We start from the raw sequence: 16,807 nt of genomic DNA, 5'->3' as shown, positions 1-16,807 counted from the left end.
GCTCAGTCATCGTCGCTGGGCTTGGCGAGCTCGGCCTTCAGCGAGAAGGTATTCGTCGCGGCGATCGTCTCGCTTGCCGCTAGCCCGGAGATGATCTCGACGATCGCGCCATCTCGTGTTCCGAGCACGACTTCGCGCTTTTCGAACCCCTGGGGCGTCCGGACGAAGACCGCTTTGCGGCCGTCGACCGTCTGTACGGCCGACACCGGAACGGTGACGGGCACATCGCGACGGTCGACAGCGATCGCAGCAGTGACGAACGACCCGGGGCGCCATCGGCCGTCCGGATTGGGGAGCGACGCCACCACCCTTGCGGCCCGCGTCTCTCTGTCGAGCAGCGGACTGACGAAAACGATCTTCGCCTCGCCGGCTTCCGGGATACCCCGCAGGGTGATCGCGACCGGCTGGCCTTCCCGCACCATGGGCAGATCTGTCGATGAGACGGACAGTTCGACCCAGACCTGGCTCAGATCGACGATGACGAACAGCTCGGTCTCGAGACTATCTCGCCCGACCGCGGCGCCGGCTTCGACCTTCCTCTCGGCGATCCGCCCGGAGATTGGCGCGCGGATGTTTTGGCTGCGCATCGTTCCGTCAGGGGCCTGTGGCAACGATGCGATCTCGGAATCATTGACGCCGAGTGCCATCAGCTTCTGGCGCGCGATGGCAAAACGCATTTCGCTCTGGGCGGCGGCATTGCGCGACTTGACATACTGCTGCTCGGGGAGCGCCCGTCCCTCCCAGAGCGATTTGTCACGCGCGGTCAGATCCTGCTGCAGTTCGTTCGAAAGCCGCGCCGCCAGATACTCGCTCTTGGCATCAGCGACTTCCCGGCTTTCCAGGACGGCATTCGATGTCATCTTTCGCAACGTCGTCACCGATGTTCTTGCGCAGTTCGGACACGGTGCCGGCCAGCTTGACCGAGACGTGGGCGACGCGTCCGGAGTCCGGAACGATCGTGCCGGGGACGATCAACCGCCTCGCCACAGCGGCTGGAACGGCCCGGGCGAGGTCAATCTCGGCAAGCTTGATGCGCTCGTCGTCCATGACGATCACTGCCGATTTCGGCTCCGGCTTGGCTGGCGTTGACTGCGCAAGGAGCGGCGAAGCCAGCGTGGCTGCAGCGAGCGAAGCGGCGAGACATGCGCCGGCGGACCGGGTGGCCAAACCCATGCGATTTCTCCGCATCAAAGGTATCGCGATATCGCCTTGAACTCGGCGAGCACGCTCTTGGTCGTCTTCCCGGGGGCGCCACCGTTGGCGGCCGCATCCAGGCAATGATCGACGTGGTCGTGAATCAAAGCCCTTTTGGCCTCGGCAATCGCCTTCTCAACCGCGTGAAGCTGCTGAGCAAGGTCAAGGCAGGAACGGCCGTCGTCGAACATCGCCATGACCCTGCGAAGATGTCCCTCGGCGCGCTTCAGCCGCTTGACGATATCCGGGTGACTGCCGTGAACATGCTGCTTCATTTTTGATCCTATCCCCCAGGAGGGGATAGTCCATGACGGCAACCTGGCCAAGCCCCCGTTTCGGCCAAATTGCCGCAGCGGCTTGCCGAAAAATGGCGTAGATCAGGGGCCTCAGCCGCACGGCTGCATGAAAGGACCCCCAATGACCCGTCTCCAGATCCCTGCCACCATCGCCGACGCTCCCGAAGCCTCGCGTTCCCAGCTTGAAGCTGTCGCCAAGCAACTCGGCCGGACGCCCAACATTTTCCGCGCGATCGCGCTCAGCCCGCAGGCGCTGGCATGCTATCTCGCTTTGTCCGGCGCACTCGGCAAGGGATCTCTGCCCGCCGCCACGCGCGAACGGATCGCGCTCGCGGTGGCCGAAGTCAACGGCTGCAGTGACTGCCTGTCGGCCCAGACCTATTTCGGCCGCAACCTCGCCAGGCTGGATGACGCGGAGATCACCGCCAACCGGAAGGGCGCGTCGAACGATCCGAAGGCCGACGCGGCCGTTCGCTTCGCCGCCGTGGTCGCCACCCATCGTGGTCATGTCACCGACCAGGACTTCGCCGCCGTGAAGCTCGCCGGCTACACCGATGCTGAGATCATCGAGATCGTGCAGCACGTCGCGCTGAACAGCTGGACCAACTTCTTCAACGAAGTGTTCCACCGAGATCGACTTCCCGGTTGTCGAAGCCAGCAAGGCCGCCTGACGCGCCGGGGCGTGACGACCTCACCTGCTCTCCCCACGCATCAGCCGTCACTTCATCATTTCATCGGAGCTTTCGCCTTGACCCTCTACAAGTTCGCCACCGTCCATGACCGCAAGGTGTTCTATCGCGAAGCCGGCGATCCAACCCGTCCGACCCTTGTCCTGCTGCACGGCTTTCCGACGAGCAGCTTCATGTTCAGAGACCTTATTCCACTGCTGGCCGATCGTTTCCATGTGATCGCGCCCGACTACATCGGCTTCGGTCATTCGGATGCGCCATCGGTCGCCGAGTTCGACTACAGCTTCGAAAACCTGACCGCGCATGTGGCAGGGCTGATCGAGCAGCTCGAACTGAGCTCCTACATTCTCTACATGCAGGACTACGGTGGCCCGGTCGGCTTCCGGCTGTTCACGCGCAATCCGAAGGCCGTCGCCGGCTTCGTCATCCAGAACACCAATGCCTATATGGCAGGTGTGGGCGAGATGCCGGCGCAGATCTCCTGCCGTTGTGGGAGAAGCGCGATGCCGCCAGCGAAGCCGCCGCCCGCGGGCTTCTTTCCGCAGACACGACCAAGTACCAGTATCAGGTCGGCGCCCGCAATGTCGAAGCCATCAGTCCCGACAATTGGACGCACGATCAGGCGCTGCTCGACCGTGGCGGCCACGGTAAAGCGCATCTGAATCTGCTTGAGGATTACAAAGACCAACGTCGCGCTCTACGACAGCTGGCACCAGGCCTTCCGCAACCACCGCCCGAAGACGTTGATCGTGTGGGGCAAGAACGATCCGTTCTTCGTCCCCGCCGGCGCCGAGGCCTACCTCGCCGATCTGCCCGACGCCCGCCTCGTCTGGCTCGATGCCGGCCATTTCGTTCTCGACGAGAACGCCGCCACAGTCGCGGCCGAAATCAAGGCGAGCTTCGCCAGCTGAGATCATTCCCAGCTGTGCTCGAGCTTCGGGGATCGGAGCTACCAGCCCCCGCTCCTTCCTAAACGACACAAGGATGTGAAGCGGGGGGTTTTCGCCGAAGCACGGCTTGCGACAGCAGGTTCAAGCTTCAGCCGGCCATCTTCGCATTCAGCGACAGCATCCCGAGCGCCTTCCTGAACGCGGCGTCGCGGACCTCGGCGGCAAGCGCCGCGTCGGGAATCGTCCGGGCGAGAACCATCCCGCCGACGCTCAGCGCCGCAAGTGCCAGGGCGGTCGTACGGCGGTCTTCACGGGTCTCGGGCATGGACCGCTCGTAAAGTCCGATCATGGCCTGCAGCAGGTGCTGATAGGCCGTCTGAACCTGCGGCTCCGCTCTTGCGACATCCGACGGCAGGGCGATCATCGGGCATTGGCCTTCGAGATCATCGAGATGCGCGGGCGAAAGATAGCTGCGGAGCATGTTTGCAGCATCCTCCAGCGCCGGGTCGGCAGGATTGACGCCGGCCTCGGCGCGCCAGCGCGCGCCGCGGCCCATCAGGAAGCTGGCCACCGCCGCTGCGAACAGCTCCTGCTTGTTTCGGAAATGACCGTAGAATCCGCCACGCGTGAGCGACGCAGCCTCCATCACCATGTCGATGGTCACGTTGTCATAACCATGCCGGTTGAAGAGCAGGCGCGCATTCTCGACGATACGTGCGCGTGTTTCCGCCTTGTGTTCCGGTCGATAGGGCAAGGTGAGACGCCTCCGGTCGCAGCACTAGCACCAGCGCAGAATATGTTCTTGAACATATTCTGCCGGAAGGCATCAGTGGAGGTCCATCAACAAATCTCGAATGGGAGCCCACGCCTTGACGACGACATTTTCCGGCGGCTGCCTCTGCGGCAGCGTCCGCTATACCTGCAGCGCTGAGCCCATGATGGCGGGCCACTGCCATTGCGAAGACTGCCGGCGCACCAGCGGCACCGGGCATTCATCCCACCTCGCGGTTTCAGCGGATGAGATCGCCATCACAGGGGAGACGAAGGCCTATGTCCGGCCGTCGGCCAGCGGCAATCTCGTGACGCGCGCGTTCTGCCCGGAATGCGGCGCACCGGTGTTCTCGAAGAACCCGGCGATGCCCGGCCTTCTGTTCCTCCGGGCATCGAGCCTGGATGACCTTGAAGTGTTCAAGCCGCAGATGCACGTCTGGGCGATGCGGGCGCCGAGTTGGGATGCCCCGTCCAGCGAGCTTCCGGTGTTCGACAAGATGCCGCCTGGGATGTGATGTACCAGTCGCTGGTCAAGCTATGTGAGCAAGCGGTCCGAGCACCAGCTCGGCGTCGGCGATGACATAGCGGACGTAGCGATAGTCGCGGATGTAACTGATCTTGCCGTCGCGCCAGTCGAGCCACATGACGTAGCCGGGCGTCTGATCATCGCTGCGTTCGAACACGGCGATCACCTCCCGGCCCTCGAGCCAGGCGGGCGCCAGCCACACGCCCCCGACCCCGGCATAGATGCCGAAGAACATGCCGACATCAGCCGAGCCGATCCGGATGGGATGACCGGACTGCTGCAGTTTGACGTCGTGGGCCAGCAGCGCGCGCAGGCCATCCCAGTCTCGCTGGTTGAACAGGGTCACATACTGGGCCACGAGCTCGGACGTCACTTGCGCCGCGGGCCGCGCCCCCGCCTTGGCGTTGATCTCCGAGAGCCGCGCGCGGGCGCGGGCGAGATGGGCCTTCACCGAGTCGACCGTGAGATCAAGCAGAGCCGCGATGTCGGCGAGCGGCTCGTCGAGGACATCCTTCAAGATCAGAATGCTCCGCTGAGGGATCGGAAGCTGCGCGAAACGCGAGACGGCCGTCCTGATCGCCTCGTCGCGCATCATGCGCTCCAAAGAGTCGGCTGCGGCGTCATCGGCGATGTCGTCGGCCGCTTCGATCGGTTCGGCAGCCCGGATCGCGCGGCTTCTCAGCAGGTCCAGTGCGCGATTATGCGCGATGCGGAACAGCCAGCTGCGCAGCATCGTGATCTCCTTTATATCGTCCACCGCCACCAGAGCCTTCGCCAGAGTGTCCTGCACCACGTCCTCGCCGTCGACCACCGAGCCCATCAGGCGCGCGCAATAGCGATGCAGCTCGGGCCGGAGTCCCTCTGCCAGGGCCATCAGCTCGGTCCTGGGCGCGCGGCGCAGCGTGCCATCACTCAAGCTGTTGCTCCTTCCATCACAGTCACGCCCGCGTCGCCATTCAGACCGAATACGACGCCGTCGGCAAAGCGCGGGTCCTCCAGCACCGAGACCACGTGATCGCCGAACGCTCGGGGCGGCATCGCCGCGCCGAAGCGGGCGACGAATGCTTCCGGCGTAATGCCCATGGACCCGGCATAGGCGCCCGCGGCCGTATCCCCCACCCCCGTGCCCAGGATCATCATCCGCGGCACGATCGCCTGGAAACGGATGCCGAGCTTCGCCTCCTGCGACACGCCATTGGCATATTTTGCCATGAACCAGAGCATGCGCTTGGCGCCCCCGTAGCCGCCCGACATCTGCGATCCCGTCACCGCGGCGCCGCTCGAACCGACCAGGACGCGGCTCCCCGGCCGAAGCGGCAGCCTGAGCGCCGCCTGGATCCAATACAAGCCCGCCTTGACGTCCGTCTCCCAGGCGGCGGAAAACTCCGTCCAGCTCAGACGGTCCAGCCGGCCCATCGGCGGCGTCGTGCCCGCATTCAGCACCAGAATGTCGGGACTGATATCGCCGACGATGCGCCGCGCGGCGGCCTCGTCAGTGACATCGGCCACGATCGGGGCGACGCCCAAACGCGCGGCGACCACGTCCAGCGCCTCGGTTCCGCGCGCCACCACGGTCACCCTGGCGCCGCGTTCGACCAGGGCCTCTACCAGTCCGAGGCCGAGACCGCGGCTTCCGCCGGTGACGATGACGCTCTTGTCTTTCATACTCATGATCATGCTCCACTCTCCAGATGAAGAGAAGACGATTGAGCCACCGGAAAAGAGTCAGGCCTTGAGTCCTGTCGGTCGACGGAGCCTGCGCAGGATTTCAGAGCGATCCATGATGCTCACATCCTGCGGATGGATAACCTGAAGACCAAAAATCGCCGAAACCAGCAGCGACAAGGCCGCCGACGGCTTGAGCGATATTCAAGCGGTGAGCTTCGGAATTCTGCCAATTCGCGAACGTGTGCGTACCGGCTCCGCTGATCACTCAGCCAGTACACGTCAACCAATGAATGCCGCGTATCGGAGAAGAGCGTATTTCGACTATGAGGCCGTAACGCGCTTCGGTGCACGAGGGGGAATCTACCGTATGCATGAAAGCACGAGAATCAAGGGAGCTCCCAACTGCGAAAATTGCGAGTACCCATCCTCGTTTCGAACCTCGCTGGCGGACCCACGCACAGGTCGTCATTTTCGAATTTATCAATGCTCGAGCTGTGAAAAGGTGTTCTGGGAAGAAAAACAGCCAGATGCCATGCTGGAAGTGACGAAGCCGCCTGTCTTTAAGCCGATCGCCGATCCGCGGTCTGCAGCTCAAAATCAGCTTGTAGCCCGCCCTGACCAAACACTGGTCGTCCATGTCACAATGCGTGCCCCGATGGTCCCGCCAAGTTCATTGCCGGACTAACAGCAGATCCACGAGTCATCTATAGTTGGGCGTCTACAGTTGGACGTCGCTTTCCCTGTTCGCGCAGAAGCAGTCCGGGTTCGGGCCGCCAATGCTCTTGAAGTAGCCCTCCTTCTGCGAGCGGTCAGCCCGCTCCACCGGCGCGCCGCAGAAGGCGCCGCCAGTTGAAGAGCAGCCTGCCGCACTGACTTGCGAGCAGCATCAGCAGGAGGACCGTCCCCATCTGCCAGATGAGCACCATGACGCTCGCATCCTGGGGATGGAAAAACCGCAGGCCAAAATCTCCGAGACCAGCCGCGGCAAGGCCGGCCAAGGCCGACGTGACATGGGGAGCTAGTGGCGCGCCGCGGCGTAGCATGATGACCAATGCGATGGCCGGCACCAACCCGACGATAACGATGGCCGGGAAACAAAGCCAGTCGGGATGCAGCGAGAGCCCGTCTGGCCCCATGACGATCCAAGATCGAAGGCAGCCGGCGCCAAGGCTGCCGACCCACACCAAAAATGGGACCAGCGGCAGCAGAACGGTCCTCCGATCATATCCAGGGATCGTGCTGGCAAAGGCCGCAAAGCCTGCTGTGACGGCTGTCGTCAAGGCGGCCAATTGCTCGATGATGTAGCTGACGTCCGAGAGTTTGCCCGAAAGATCGGGACGCAGGCGCATCACGAGCACGACCATGACCACATAGGGCAAAGCAATGAACAACCACGTCAGAGTCCGAACGAGTGGTGGCCGCAGCCGCGTCGCTCGCCCTGCACCACGTGCCAGCTGATGCACCAGATGATCGGTTTCCATTCACTCACCGAAGCGTGTCTCAGACCCGAAACTATACAGGAGGCCCTCATTCGCGAACAGCTCTGCCTGCCGCCAGACCAGTTCGTCGTTGAGCGCCAAAAGGTTACAGCTGCGCAACCTGACATCCGGCCGGCGCGGATACCACCGTTGGAACGGCCTTGCGGCAACGCCTTTTTGCGAATGCCGCCTCACGCTTTGTAACCTAACGGCGCGTTGGTTCGAAACAGCCCTCAGTGATCCGCTCAGCGATCCGGCCCGCGCCGAACCGCTGGCGACCAATCACGGTCCGCGCCGACCAATCCTCCGTTCCGTGGGGAGATGGACGTCGACGGGCGCAACCGGTTCAGCGTCAAAGCGCACCCTCAGGAGAGACGACCATGAGATTGAATTCCAAGTCGGGAGCCACCCTGGCAGCCGCTGCTGCCACCCTGTTCCTCGCTGGCGCCACGATGTCGGCGGCGCCAACGACCGCGCATGCGGCGGATGCGATGGGCAAGTGCATCGGTGCCAATGCCTGCAAAGGCCAGAGCGCCTGCAAGGGCGGCAACCACGAGTGCAAGGGCCTGAACTCCTGCAAGGGCCAGGGCTTTGCGGCGATGACGAAGGCCCAGTGCAAGGTCGCCAAGGGCAAATTCCAGGCGGCCTAGCGTTCGCCGACAAGCCGGGAGAATCCTGGATGCCAGGTTTCTCCCGAATGCGCATGCGCCGGTCGCACACCAATGGAAGCCGATCCGCGAGAACAGATCAGATGACCATCTCACCTCAACGGATTGATCCGGCCCTGGGCCGCGATCCGCGGACTTCGCGGCATGGGCAGAAGCCAGACTTTCTCGGCTTCGGCCTCGGCCTTCGCGCCCAGCATTACGCTGACATCCTCGATGGCGATCCGCCGGTCGACTGGTTCGAGATCATTAGCGAGAACTACATGATCCCGGGCGGTCAGCCGCTGCGTATCCTCGACCGCATCAGGGAGCGCTTCCCCGTCGTCATGCATGGCGTGTCGCTCTCGATCGCCTCCACCTCTCCGCCCGACTTCGGCTATCTCCAGATGCTGAAGGATCTCGCCCAGAGGGTCGAGCCGCGCTGGGTTTCGGATCACCTGTGCTGGACCGGTGTTCACGGGCAAAACCTGCACGACCTGCTGCCGATCCCCTACACCCATGAGGCGCTCGATTATGTCGTCAACCGGGTGCAACTGGTCCAGGACTATCTCGGACGGGCGCTGGTGCTGGAGAACGCCTCGACCTATGTCCAGTTCAGGCATCAGGACATGACCGAATGGGAATTCCTGACCGAGCTCACGCGGCGCTCAGGCTGCTTCCTGCTGCTCGACATCAACAACGTCTATGTCAGCGCCTTCAACCATGGCTTCGATCCCCATGAGTTTCTCGAAGGCATTCCCACCGATCGGGTGGTCCAGTTCCACATGGCCGGACACAGTCACATGGGAACGCATATCATCGATACCCATGACCATCTCGTCTGCGATGACGTCTTTGACCTCTATCGCGCTGCGCTGAAGCGCTTCGGGGCGGTCTCGACCATGGTCGAGCGCGACGACAACATTCCGCCGCTCGATGAACTGCTCGCCGAGGTGCAGCGGACACGCGAGATTGCGGCGGAGATCCTCTCGGCCGACGACCGGGACCGCGCATCATGAGCGAGCTCGAGCGATTGCAGGCCGAGTTTCAGCGCAGCATCCTGGGCCAGAACTCGGCGGTGCTCGAGCATGTCATGGATGGACCACGCGAGCAAAGGGACGTGCTCTTCGGCGTCTACAAGAACGGCTACGCGTCCCGGCTCACCGAGGTGCTGCGCAAGGACCACGAATATCTCCACGCCTATCTCGGCGACGAGATGTTCGATCAGATGAGCAAGCTCTATATCGCCGAGCACCCCTCGCAGCAGCCGAACCTGCGCTGGTTCTCGCGCGAGCTTCCCGATCTTCTCCGGACCGCCCCTCCTTTCGCCGAATATCCCGAGATCGCCGACCTGGCGGCCTTGGAAAGGGACTTGAACGATTGCTTCGATGCACCGGACGCCCCCGTTCTCGCAGCTGCTGACTTCGCCGGCATTGCCGCCGAACGCTGGACAGACCTGCGCTTCGTGCCGCATCCGAGCGCGCGGCGCCTCGATCTTTTGACGAACGCCGCGGACATCTGGCTCGCGCTCAAGTCGGATGAAGCGCCGCCCGACGCCGTCAGGCTCGGTTCCGCCTGTCGGCTTCTGATCTGGCGGCAGGACGTGACGCCTCGCTTTCGCGAATTGACGGACGAGGAAGCCATGATGTGGGACGAGGCGGCGCGCGGGCTCCCGTTCGGCGTCCTCTGCTCGATGCTGGCGATGCACGATGATCCCGATGGTGCGGCGGGACGAGCCGCAGGATATCTGCAGCAATGGGTCACCACAGACTTGCTGGCTGGCCTGAGCTGAACGGTACGGCCGCCCCGGCGAAAGGACGGTACATGCTTCGCCGCCGAGATCTAAGCGTACCGCTGCTGGCTTGGGCCGTGGTGCCCGCCGTGCTCCTTCCCCGCAAAGGGCGGACGCAGTCGGAGAGCTTCGACGGTGAACGGATGCCCTATGATGCCTTCGACCGGCTCACCACGACCAACATCAGGCTTGGGAATGCGACGATCCGACTCGGTTTCGCGCCTAGTGAATTGAAACTGCCGACGGCCGACATCGTGTCGTGGATCGAGGCCTCGGCAAGGGCCGTTACAACCTACTACGGGCGCTTCCCCGTCGCCACGCTGCGGCTGCTGCTGGTGCCGGTGGAGGCAGCCGGCGTCCGCGGGGGCACCACCTGGGGTTACCGGGGAGCTGCGATACGGCTACGCATCGGCCGCGACAGTGATCGCCCGGGTCTGAAACGCGACTGGGTGATGGTGCACGAAATGGTGCACCTGGCTCTGCCCGACCTGGGTAACCGCCAAGCCTGGTTGTCGGAAGGACTCGCGGTCTATGTCGAGCCGATTGCGCGGGTGCAGAGCGGCGATCTCTCCGAAGCCGAGATCTGGGCGGCGATGATGCGCGACATGCCGAAGGGCCTGCCGCAGCCGGGCGACCGCGGGCTCAACAACACGCCGACCTGGGGCCGTCGCTACTGGGGCGGCGCAATGTTCTGTCTGTTTGCGGATGTGGCGATCCGACAGGTCACGGCCAACCGTCTTGGATTGCAGCATGCGATGCGCGGCGTGTTGGCGGCCGGAGGCAATCACGAGGTCGACTGGCCGGTCGAACGAATCCTCACGGTCGCCGACAAGGCCGTTGGACTCGACGTGCTCACGCGCATGTATCGGGAGTGGAGCAACGCGCCGGTCACTCCTGATCTCGCGACGCTCTGGCGCGATCTGGGACTGAAGCAGGATAGCAAAGACGTCATCGCGATCAACGACGATGCGCCCCTGGCATCGATCCGGAAGGGCATCACCGCCAAGATCGTTCCCTGACGAGGTTGTCGCCATTGCAGTCGATGAGCGCACGCCCGAGCAACCGAACATCTGGTTGGGATGTAACCATTTTCGAGCCGCCGCGAATCGGAAACAGGCGGCCGCGCGCGATACGGCGAGGGCCGACCGCTGTCGCGCATTCAAAGCCGATCGACTCCACCAGAGTGAAGGACTTATCCGATGATACGACACCTTCGGGCAATGATCGTCAGTGCGAGCCTTGCCGTCGGCTGCGGGGCTCCGCTTGCGCACGCACAATCGACAGCAGCCCAGGCGGGCCTCGTCACCGTCCCGAGCGCCAACACGATGGCCGAGACGGAAAAGCGGCTCACCGATGCACTGGACGCCGCCGGGCTGAAGGTCGCGGCCCGCATCGATCATTCTGCCGGTGCCAAGGCAGCCGGTCTCGAGCTTGCCCCAACGGTCGTCTACATCTTTGGAAATCCCAAGGTCGGCACCGTTCTCATGCAGGCCAAACGCACATCGGGGATCGACCTGCCGTTGAAGATCCTGGTTTGGGAGGAGGCTGGAACAGTCAATCTGACCTACACCGATCCTGCCGAGATCGCGCGTCGGCACGGCATCGATGCCGATCTTCCGGTGCTATCCCAGATGAGCGCGGCCATGAAGCGCATCACGGCTTCCGCCTCCACCAAGCCGTAGGCGATCCCGGCCTAAGATCCGAACCTGCGGGCGACGAGTTCGTCCAGCGACAATCGTCCTGGCCCGTGGGTCAGGATGGCCAGCGCCATTGCGGCCCATGGCAGATGGAAATTGGCCCAGCCATCCGGAATGGTCAGCTGGATGATCGCCGTCATCAGCAACAGGCCAAGCGCCGCAAAGCGCGTTCCCAGTCCCATGACCAGCAAGACCGGAAACGCGATCTCACCGCAGGCCGACAGGAAGGCCATCAGGTGCGGCGCCGGCATGGCAAGCTCCGCTCCGAACAGGTGCAGGCGAAATTCCTCGGAGAACAGATAGACCGCCGAGTCGGACAGGTGCAGGAAGCCATCCCATTTAGTCAGACCCGACCGCCAGAACGGAGCGGCGAGAGCCACTCTCAGAGCAAGCTGGGTCAAAGACACGGGAAACCGCGCCAACAGACGACGCCCGCCGTCAATCAGCCGCGTGGGCAACGCCCTGCGCAATTCGATCGGTGTCACAGACAGAGTCATGCCCCAGCCTCGCATCGTGTGATGAGGTCTTCGCTAGGTTCGATGATCTTGACGATCGCTCCGGACGCCAGCAGCTGCATCAGCGTAGGTCCCAGATCAAACGTCGGGCTGGCCACGAGCGCCTGTGATCCGGCCGTGGCGACCGACCGACCGTCCTGCAATGCGGACAGGAACGCCATGGCGTCTGGCTCGATCCGGCTGACGACGACATCTCCCGCTGGACGCAGGATCATGATCTGCTCGGGGGCCCATGCGGCGATCTCGTCCGGAGCATGGCCGGGCTGATGCGCTTGCCAGATGCTCGCCACCGGATAGGAGGAGCCGAGCAGCCTGAGCGACGGATGCAGGACCAATTGCGCCGCCATCAGAGATTCGAGGGTCATGCCGTTGAGGACAGCCAGCTCGGTCGCGTCGTGCTCCGCAGAATGATAGGCTGAGATCCACGCGAACTCGAGTTGCGCGATATCGGCCAGATAGGGCAGCTCCTCAGCCGGTGCGAAGCGCGCGATGAACGCCGGCAGTTCCGCTCCATATGTGATCAACACTGGCGATAACGGCTTATGCTGCCCGATGAACTCCCGGGCAAGCCATTGGAAGAATTCATCGCCGACGATGCGGCGCGTTACGGGAAAATGCGCCTCGAGAACGCCGATCAGACTCATCATGTTGTTGTTGCGATGGACCGCGATCCGGTCCGGCCTCGACAGCAGGCCGCCGAGCATGTCCTTTGAGAGCGACTTTGCAAGTAGCCCTCGGGCGAACAGCGCCTGCGTGTGCAGCATGTCAGGCGGCATCTTCGTGTCTCCGCAAAGGCTCTCCAACGGCCGCGACATTGCAGAGCAGATGCTCGGCGGATTCGGCCTCGCGCATCAGCACGTGCCACGCCGGCACGTCGTTATCCCACTCGATCAGGGTCGGCTGCCGGCCGGTCCGACCGAGAACAGCGGCATAGAGCTGCCAGACCGTTGCGCAGACGGGCGTTCCGTGCGCATCGATCAGCATGGGCTGGCCGAGATCGTCCCGGGCCTCCGCATGACCTGCGAGGTGGATCTCGTTCACCACCGACAGAGGAAACGCATTCAGATATGCGACCGCGTCGAAGCCATGATTGGTCGCCGACACCACGACGTTGTTGACGTCGAGCAGGAGCCCGCAGCCGGTCCGTCTCGCAACCTCGGCGAGGAAATCGACCTCCGGGATTGTGCTCGCCGCGAAGGTGACGTAGGTGGCCGGATTTTCGAGCAGCATCCGGCACCGCAACGCGGATTGCGTCCGATCGATGTGCTCGCACACTCGCGCGAGCGTTTGCGGCGTGTAGGGCAAGGGCAGCAGGTCGTTGAAATAGCCAGTTTCGTGGCTCGACCAGGCCAGGTGCTCGGAGAATAGGCCAGGCTGGTATCGATCGATCAATTTCCTCAGACGCAGCAGGTGATCCTCGTCGAGCGGATTCCTGCCACCGATGGAAAGTCCGACGCCGTGCAGGGATAGCGGATAGTGCGACCTGATCGCCTCGAGGAAGCGGTGCGGAGGCCCGCCCGCTCCCATGTAGTTCTCGGCGTGAACCTCGAAAAACCCGACCGACGGTCGGGTCCCGAGAATCTCCTGGTAGTGAGACGGCTTCAATCCGACCCCTGCGCGCGCGGGGATGGCGTCAGGACAATTGCACGGCAACGCGTGGCCGATCATGTCTGCTCTCCGGTAGCTGTCGCGCTAAGCCAGCGAGGGTGAATGTCAGCCCTTCGGGACATCGCGGCTCTGGGCCTCAAGCGCACCCTTGCGGTTGCCCGGCAGCTTCATTGACAGGCAGGTGCCCTTGGGCACGAGCTTCCAGGAGTTGCCTTGATAGTCGATCTTCGACGTTCCGGCGCAGGTTGTGCCGGCACCAGCGGCACAGTCGTTCTGCCCCTTCAAAGCCACGCCGAAACACTTCTCCTTGCCTTCGTCGGCGGCCCGTCCGGGAACGGTGGACATGGCCAAGGCGGATGCAAGCGATCCGGCCAGGATTAGATAGGTGGAGCGAGAATGCATGGTGTCTCTCCGCTGTCGCGAGCGCAACGTTGCGCACGCAGACCGTTTCGTGCGCGGCAGCCGCCGGGTTACAGCGAATGGATATTCGTCGTTCACGAAGTCGACAGCCGGAGAATCGCCGGACTCAGAACCGCGTACTGAGTTCTGTAAGCCACGCGGGAGACGCTGCAACGAGAGCTGCTTCGAGCCGCTTGTCCGATCCGGATAGAATCAGAACACCGATCGCGAGCAGAACAACGCCCATGCCGATCTTTGCGCCATGACCGGCAGCGTGCAGACGGCCGCGCAGCCGGATCATGGTTTCGCGCGACAGCATGCCCAAAGCCAGAAGGGGAAGCGATGCGCCGATCCCGAACATAATCATGGTGAGCGCGACCTGGGACAGGTTTTCTCCGCGTGCAGCCATCAGCGAGGCGGCTCCAAGCGTCGGACCGACGCAAGGAGCCCAGACCACGCCAAGCAGAAGGCCGACCGCAAACTGCCCCGAATTACCGCTTCGTGAGAACCCGCCGAAACGCTGCTCGGCCCAGTTGCCGACCGGTCCGGCGGCGACCGCAAACCCTGCCTGCAGGCGCGGGACGATCATCACCAGACCAATGGCCAGCATGATGACCGCGGCGACGTTGCGGAAGACGCCACTGTCGAGGCCCAGTCCAAAGCCGATCGTTGCGACGAACAAACCGACCAGTGCGAACGACAATGCAAGCCCGGCCGATAGCGCAGCGGGACCGAAGCGATGTTCAGAGACGGCCGCCCCGAGCACCAGCGGGAGAAGCGGTAGCACGCAGGGCGACAGCGAGGAGAACACGCCCGCCAGAAAGGCGAAGCCGAGGATCGCCAGCATGGGACGGCCGCGGTCTAGATCGACTTCGCCACGAGGGCTTCGATCGATGCCGGGTTGGTATCACCCGTGGACCGTCCGACCTCGCTTGCGCCCTTGAACGAAATGAGCGTGCTCTGCATCCGGACATCGAACTTGCGCAGCAGATCCTTCTGCGAATCGAAGTCGATCTGGAACGCGACGACGTTCTTGAACTTCGGGTCCTTTGCCAGATTGGACAGGATCGGCGCCTGCGCCTTGCAGGTCGGACACCAGGGGGCCGTGACCTCGACCAGGATCGGCTTGCCCTCCTTCTGCGCAGCCTCGAATGCCTTTGCATCAAACGCCTTCGCATCGAAGGCTCGCACAGGGCCCGCTACCAGAGCCATGGCGGATACGAGACCCACTATCATCAAACGTCGATCGATCATCGGCGGTGTCCTTCAGAGTTGAAGCCGTCCCCGGTGGTACGGCGCTCTCAAGCCCATTCGCTCCATACCGCGCCGAGGTTACACGATCAGCGGGAAAATCGTCCGCCCGGCGCCAGCCCAGCTCACGCCAACGAGCTCACAAGGGAGGCTGGTCGAACAAGAGCCGCTTCCGGAGCCGCTCTGTCGGCCATTTCAGGATCAGGTGACCGGCCCGGGCAGCCAGCCAGGACAATAGCAACGCGCTGCCCAGCTGCCATACGAAGACGGCGAGGCTCTCGTCCTGGACATGAAACAATTGGAGCCCCACATCCCCCAGGGCAGCCGAGGCAAATGCTCCCATCGCGATGGTCCGAACCGGCGCCAAGGGCGCGCCGCGCTGCAGCATCAACGCCAGAAGGACCGCGGGCCAAGCCCCCAAGACCGCAATCATGGGCAGGCAGACCCAGTCCGCCTCGAAGCGAATTCCCGTCCAGCCATGCGCCATCACATCTCGGATGCACGGCCCGAGCAGGCTCGCCATCCAAGCAGATGCCAGACCGATTGGCCAGATCAGGTAGCGTCGATCATAACCTGGCACCGTCATGGCAAAGGCCGACCATGCTGCCACGATGGCGGTGACGAAGGCCGCACCGAGTTCGAGGACAAAGCCAATCTCCAGGGCCTTGACCGATAGATCGGGGCGGATGGAGAAGAAATGGACCATGGCCGCCACCGAAGGCAGCGCGCCGATCAACCAGAGCGCCGTCCGCCGCGATGGCGAGGACAATCGGGTCACAGGACCGAGGTGCCATACCAGACGGCCTATCGTGACATGAAGCTCAGTCGTCATGGTCGTTGGCAATCCTGCTGCGTAGGGTCTTCATCGCGCGATGCACCAGTACCTTCAGGTTCGCGATCGTAATCCCGCTTTCGGCTGCGGCTTCCTTCAAGGAAAGCTCCTTGATCTTCAGCAGCTCGATGGCGCGTCTCTGGGAGGCCGGCAGAGCAGCTATTTCCCGCTGCAGGAATTCTTCATCGCCATAACCTTCCGCAGACAGGTTCGTCGGCTGCTGCGGAAAGGTTTCAAGCATCTCGCCGACATTCGTTTCATTCACCCCGATACGACTCATCTTCCGGAAGCGATCGATGGCCCGGTTATGGGTGATCGTCAGCAGCCACGGCAGGAACGGACGCGCCGGATCGTAGGTGGCTCGAACGGCATGCACTGACACCAGCACATCCTGCACGACGTCCTCGAGGTCGGCAGGCTGAGACCTTGGTAATCTTCGCCGTACGGCTGCGCGAATGATCGGAGTGATGTCCTTCAGCAGGCGGAAATAGGCGATGTCGTCGCCGGCCTGGGCGAGCTGCATCAGGTGCCCCAGATCCGATCTGCCCCGGTCCGCG

23 protein-coding genes and 1 pseudogene are annotated in these 16,807 nt (G+C 63.2%); 9 read left to right on the top strand and 15 right to left on the bottom strand.

Annotation, left to right across the window (positions count from 1 at the left end):
• Positions 1-2: 2 nt before the first annotated feature.
• From BBTA_RS15950 to BBTA_RS38910, 3 genes are all read right to left on the bottom strand, one after another.
• On the bottom strand, positions 3-860 hold the full coding sequence (locus tag BBTA_RS15950; RefSeq protein WP_049795371.1) for an efflux RND transporter periplasmic adaptor subunit: 858 nt from the start codon (positions 858-860) through the stop codon (positions 3-5).
• Positions 820-1,047, bottom strand: a complete 228-nt coding sequence (locus BBTA_RS41340; protein WP_244424436.1) for an efflux RND transporter periplasmic adaptor subunit — start codon at positions 1,045-1,047, stop codon at positions 820-822. Before BBTA_RS41340 ends, BBTA_RS15950 begins: the two co-directional genes overlap by 41 nt.
• Before the next feature lie 140 nt (positions 1,048-1,187).
• Positions 1,188-1,469 (bottom strand): metal-sensing transcriptional repressor, encoded by a 282-nt coding sequence (locus BBTA_RS38910; protein WP_012043520.1) that lies wholly within the window; start codon positions 1,467-1,469, stop codon positions 1,188-1,190.
• A 142-nt stretch (positions 1,470-1,611) separates the two neighbouring features.
• Between BBTA_RS38910 and BBTA_RS15940 the strand changes: the two are divergent.
• The 3 genes and pseudogenes from BBTA_RS15940 to BBTA_RS41635 all read left to right on the top strand — a co-directional run bounded on the left by BBTA_RS15940 (position 1,612) and on the right by BBTA_RS41635 (position 3,090).
• Positions 1,612-2,161: pseudogene (locus tag BBTA_RS15940) on the top strand (carboxymuconolactone decarboxylase family protein).
• A 77-nt stretch (positions 2,162-2,238) separates the two neighbouring features.
• Entirely contained in the window at positions 2,239-2,841 is a 603-nt protein-coding gene (locus BBTA_RS15935; protein WP_371260198.1) for an alpha/beta fold hydrolase, read from the top strand.
• A gap of 6 nt (positions 2,842-2,847) precedes the next feature.
• Entirely contained in the window at positions 2,848-3,090 is a 243-nt protein-coding gene (locus BBTA_RS41635; protein WP_012043518.1) for an alpha/beta fold hydrolase, read from the top strand.
• Positions 3,091-3,217: 127 nt separating this feature from the next.
• On the opposite strand, the gene BBTA_RS15930 is transcribed toward BBTA_RS41635, so the two are convergent.
• A complete protein-coding gene (locus BBTA_RS15930; RefSeq protein WP_012043517.1) occupies positions 3,218-3,823 on the bottom strand; it encodes a TetR/AcrR family transcriptional regulator in 606 nt (201 codons plus the stop codon).
• 115 nt (positions 3,824-3,938) lie between these two features.
• Here BBTA_RS15930 and BBTA_RS15925 point away from each other — a divergent pair, with 115 nt between their 5' ends.
• Entirely contained in the window at positions 3,939-4,355 is a 417-nt protein-coding gene (locus tag BBTA_RS15925; protein ID WP_041751468.1) for a GFA family protein, read from the top strand.
• A gap of 15 nt (positions 4,356-4,370) precedes the next feature.
• On the opposite strand, the gene BBTA_RS15920 is transcribed toward BBTA_RS15925, so the two are convergent.
• The 3 genes from BBTA_RS15920 to BBTA_RS15910 form a co-directional block, all read right to left on the bottom strand.
• Positions 4,371-5,282, bottom strand: a complete 912-nt coding sequence (locus BBTA_RS15920) for a sigma-70 family RNA polymerase sigma factor (RefSeq protein ID WP_012043515.1) — start codon at positions 5,280-5,282, stop codon at positions 4,371-4,373.
• Positions 5,279-6,037, bottom strand: a complete 759-nt coding sequence (locus tag BBTA_RS15915) for an SDR family oxidoreductase (protein WP_012043514.1) — start codon at positions 6,035-6,037, stop codon at positions 5,279-5,281. Before BBTA_RS15915 ends, BBTA_RS15920 begins: the two co-directional genes overlap by 4 nt.
• Positions 6,038-6,843: 806 nt before the next feature.
• Positions 6,844-7,515, bottom strand: a complete 672-nt coding sequence (locus BBTA_RS15910) for an NrsF family protein (RefSeq protein ID WP_083780663.1) — start codon at positions 7,513-7,515, stop codon at positions 6,844-6,846.
• Between the two features lie 377 nt (positions 7,516-7,892).
• Between BBTA_RS15910 and BBTA_RS15905 the strand changes: the two genes are divergently transcribed.
• The 5 genes from BBTA_RS15905 to BBTA_RS15885 all read left to right on the top strand — a co-directional run bounded on the left by BBTA_RS15905 (position 7,893) and on the right by BBTA_RS15885 (position 11,630).
• On the top strand, positions 7,893-8,162 hold the full coding sequence (locus tag BBTA_RS15905) for a hypothetical protein (RefSeq protein ID WP_041750678.1): 270 nt from the start codon (positions 7,893-7,895) through the stop codon (positions 8,160-8,162).
• Positions 8,163-8,263: 101 nt separating this feature from the next.
• On the top strand, positions 8,264-9,175 hold the full coding sequence (locus tag BBTA_RS15900) for a DUF692 domain-containing protein (RefSeq protein ID WP_012043510.1): 912 nt from the start codon (positions 8,264-8,266) through the stop codon (positions 9,173-9,175).
• Positions 9,172-9,948: a DNA-binding domain-containing protein gene (locus BBTA_RS15895; RefSeq protein WP_012043509.1), complete on the top strand. Its 777-nt coding sequence runs from the start codon at positions 9,172-9,174 to the stop codon at positions 9,946-9,948. Before BBTA_RS15900 ends, BBTA_RS15895 begins: the two co-directional genes overlap by 4 nt.
• A 32-nt stretch (positions 9,949-9,980) precedes the next feature.
• Entirely contained in the window at positions 9,981-10,967 is a 987-nt protein-coding gene (locus BBTA_RS15890; RefSeq protein WP_063719756.1) for a hypothetical protein, read from the top strand.
• A 180-nt stretch (positions 10,968-11,147) separates the two neighbouring features.
• Positions 11,148-11,630 (top strand): DUF302 domain-containing protein, encoded by a 483-nt coding sequence (locus tag BBTA_RS15885; RefSeq protein WP_012043507.1) that lies wholly within the window; start codon positions 11,148-11,150, stop codon positions 11,628-11,630.
• An 11-nt stretch (positions 11,631-11,641) separates the two neighbouring features.
• Here the strand turns inward: BBTA_RS15885 and BBTA_RS15880 are convergent, their stop codons facing one another.
• From BBTA_RS15880 to BBTA_RS15845, 8 genes are all read right to left on the bottom strand, one after another.
• On the bottom strand, positions 11,642-12,142 hold the full coding sequence (locus BBTA_RS15880) for a DoxX family protein (RefSeq protein WP_063719786.1): 501 nt from the start codon (positions 12,140-12,142) through the stop codon (positions 11,642-11,644).
• Positions 12,139-12,936, bottom strand: coding sequence for a DUF2063 domain-containing protein (locus BBTA_RS15875; protein ID WP_168167896.1), 798 nt, complete (start codon positions 12,934-12,936; stop codon positions 12,139-12,141). Before BBTA_RS15875 ends, BBTA_RS15880 begins: the two co-directional genes overlap by 4 nt.
• The gene (locus BBTA_RS15870) at positions 12,926-13,828 is read right to left on the bottom strand and encodes a DUF692 domain-containing protein (RefSeq protein WP_012043504.1); all 903 of its coding nucleotides are present in this window, start codon (positions 13,826-13,828) and stop codon (positions 12,926-12,928) included. Before BBTA_RS15870 ends, BBTA_RS15875 begins: the two co-directional genes overlap by 11 nt.
• 45 nt (positions 13,829-13,873) lie before the next feature.
• The gene (locus BBTA_RS15865) at positions 13,874-14,170 is read right to left on the bottom strand and encodes a DUF2282 domain-containing protein (protein WP_012043503.1); all 297 of its coding nucleotides are present in this window, start codon (positions 14,168-14,170) and stop codon (positions 13,874-13,876) included.
• A gap of 124 nt (positions 14,171-14,294) precedes the next feature.
• Positions 14,295-15,014, bottom strand: coding sequence for a cytochrome c biogenesis CcdA family protein (locus tag BBTA_RS15860; RefSeq protein WP_012043502.1), 720 nt, complete (start codon positions 15,012-15,014; stop codon positions 14,295-14,297).
• A gap of 14 nt (positions 15,015-15,028) precedes the next feature.
• The gene (locus BBTA_RS15855) at positions 15,029-15,421 is read right to left on the bottom strand and encodes a thioredoxin family protein (protein WP_012043501.1); all 393 of its coding nucleotides are present in this window, start codon (positions 15,419-15,421) and stop codon (positions 15,029-15,031) included.
• Positions 15,422-15,557: 136 nt separating this feature from the next.
• Complete coding sequence (locus tag BBTA_RS15850; protein ID WP_041750677.1) at positions 15,558-16,250, bottom strand: NrsF family protein; 693 nt, start codon at positions 16,248-16,250, stop codon at positions 15,558-15,560.
• Entirely contained in the window at positions 16,240-16,773 is a 534-nt protein-coding gene (locus tag BBTA_RS15845) for a sigma-70 family RNA polymerase sigma factor (RefSeq protein WP_148221449.1), read from the bottom strand. The genes BBTA_RS15850 and BBTA_RS15845 overlap by 11 nt, the downstream gene beginning before the upstream one ends.
• Positions 16,774-16,807: the final 34 nt, after the last annotated feature.

It is taken from the genome of Bradyrhizobium sp. BTAi1, assembly GCF_000015165.1.
Classification (GTDB): Bacteria; Pseudomonadota; Alphaproteobacteria; order Rhizobiales; family Xanthobacteraceae; genus Bradyrhizobium; species Bradyrhizobium denitrificans.
This window is presented reverse-complemented; position numbering and strand designations above follow the sequence as displayed.

What these genes read in the sequence shown, in the direction of transcription:
- BBTA_RS15950 (WP_049795371.1), bottom strand. Translation starts at nt 860, where the DNA reads ATGACATCGAATGCCGTCCTGGAAAGCCGGGAAGTCGCTGATGCCAAG.
- BBTA_RS41340 (WP_244424436.1), bottom strand. Translation starts at nt 1,047, where the DNA reads ATGGACGACGAGCGCATCAAGCTTGCCGAGATTGACCTCGCCCGGGCC.
- BBTA_RS38910 (WP_012043520.1), bottom strand. Translation starts at nt 1,469, where the DNA reads ATGAAGCAGCATGTTCACGGCAGTCACCCGGATATCGTCAAGCGGCTG.
- BBTA_RS15915 (WP_012043514.1), bottom strand. Translation starts at nt 6,037, where the DNA reads ATGAGTATGAAAGACAAGAGCGTCATCGTCACCGGCGGAAGCCGCGGT.
- BBTA_RS15910 (WP_083780663.1), bottom strand. Translation starts at nt 7,515, where the DNA reads ATGGAAACCGATCATCTGGTGCATCAGCTGGCACGTGGTGCAGGGCGA.
- BBTA_RS15905 (WP_041750678.1), top strand. Translation starts at nt 7,893, where the DNA reads ATGAGATTGAATTCCAAGTCGGGAGCCACCCTGGCAGCCGCTGCTGCC.
- BBTA_RS15900 (WP_012043510.1), top strand. Translation starts at nt 8,264, where the DNA reads ATGACCATCTCACCTCAACGGATTGATCCGGCCCTGGGCCGCGATCCG.
- BBTA_RS15895 (WP_012043509.1), top strand. Translation starts at nt 9,172, where the DNA reads ATGAGCGAGCTCGAGCGATTGCAGGCCGAGTTTCAGCGCAGCATCCTG.
- BBTA_RS15890 (WP_063719756.1), top strand. Translation starts at nt 9,981, where the DNA reads ATGCTTCGCCGCCGAGATCTAAGCGTACCGCTGCTGGCTTGGGCCGTG.
- BBTA_RS15885 (WP_012043507.1), top strand. Translation starts at nt 11,148, where the DNA reads ATGATACGACACCTTCGGGCAATGATCGTCAGTGCGAGCCTTGCCGTC.
- BBTA_RS15880 (WP_063719786.1), bottom strand. Translation starts at nt 12,142, where the DNA reads ATGACTCTGTCTGTGACACCGATCGAATTGCGCAGGGCGTTGCCCACG.
- BBTA_RS15875 (WP_168167896.1), bottom strand. Translation starts at nt 12,936, where the DNA reads ATGCCGCCTGACATGCTGCACACGCAGGCGCTGTTCGCCCGAGGGCTA.
- BBTA_RS15870 (WP_012043504.1), bottom strand. Translation starts at nt 13,828, where the DNA reads ATGATCGGCCACGCGTTGCCGTGCAATTGTCCTGACGCCATCCCCGCG.
- BBTA_RS15865 (WP_012043503.1), bottom strand. Translation starts at nt 14,170, where the DNA reads ATGCATTCTCGCTCCACCTATCTAATCCTGGCCGGATCGCTTGCATCC.
- BBTA_RS15860 (WP_012043502.1), bottom strand. Translation starts at nt 15,014, where the DNA reads ATGCTGGCGATCCTCGGCTTCGCCTTTCTGGCGGGCGTGTTCTCCTCG.
- BBTA_RS15855 (WP_012043501.1), bottom strand. Translation starts at nt 15,421, where the DNA reads ATGATCGATCGACGTTTGATGATAGTGGGTCTCGTATCCGCCATGGCT.
- BBTA_RS15850 (WP_041750677.1), bottom strand. Translation starts at nt 16,250, where the DNA reads ATGACGACTGAGCTTCATGTCACGATAGGCCGTCTGGTATGGCACCTC.
- BBTA_RS15845 (WP_148221449.1), bottom strand. Translation starts at nt 16,773, where the DNA reads ATGCAGCTCGCCCAGGCCGGCGACGACATCGCCTATTTCCGCCTGCTG.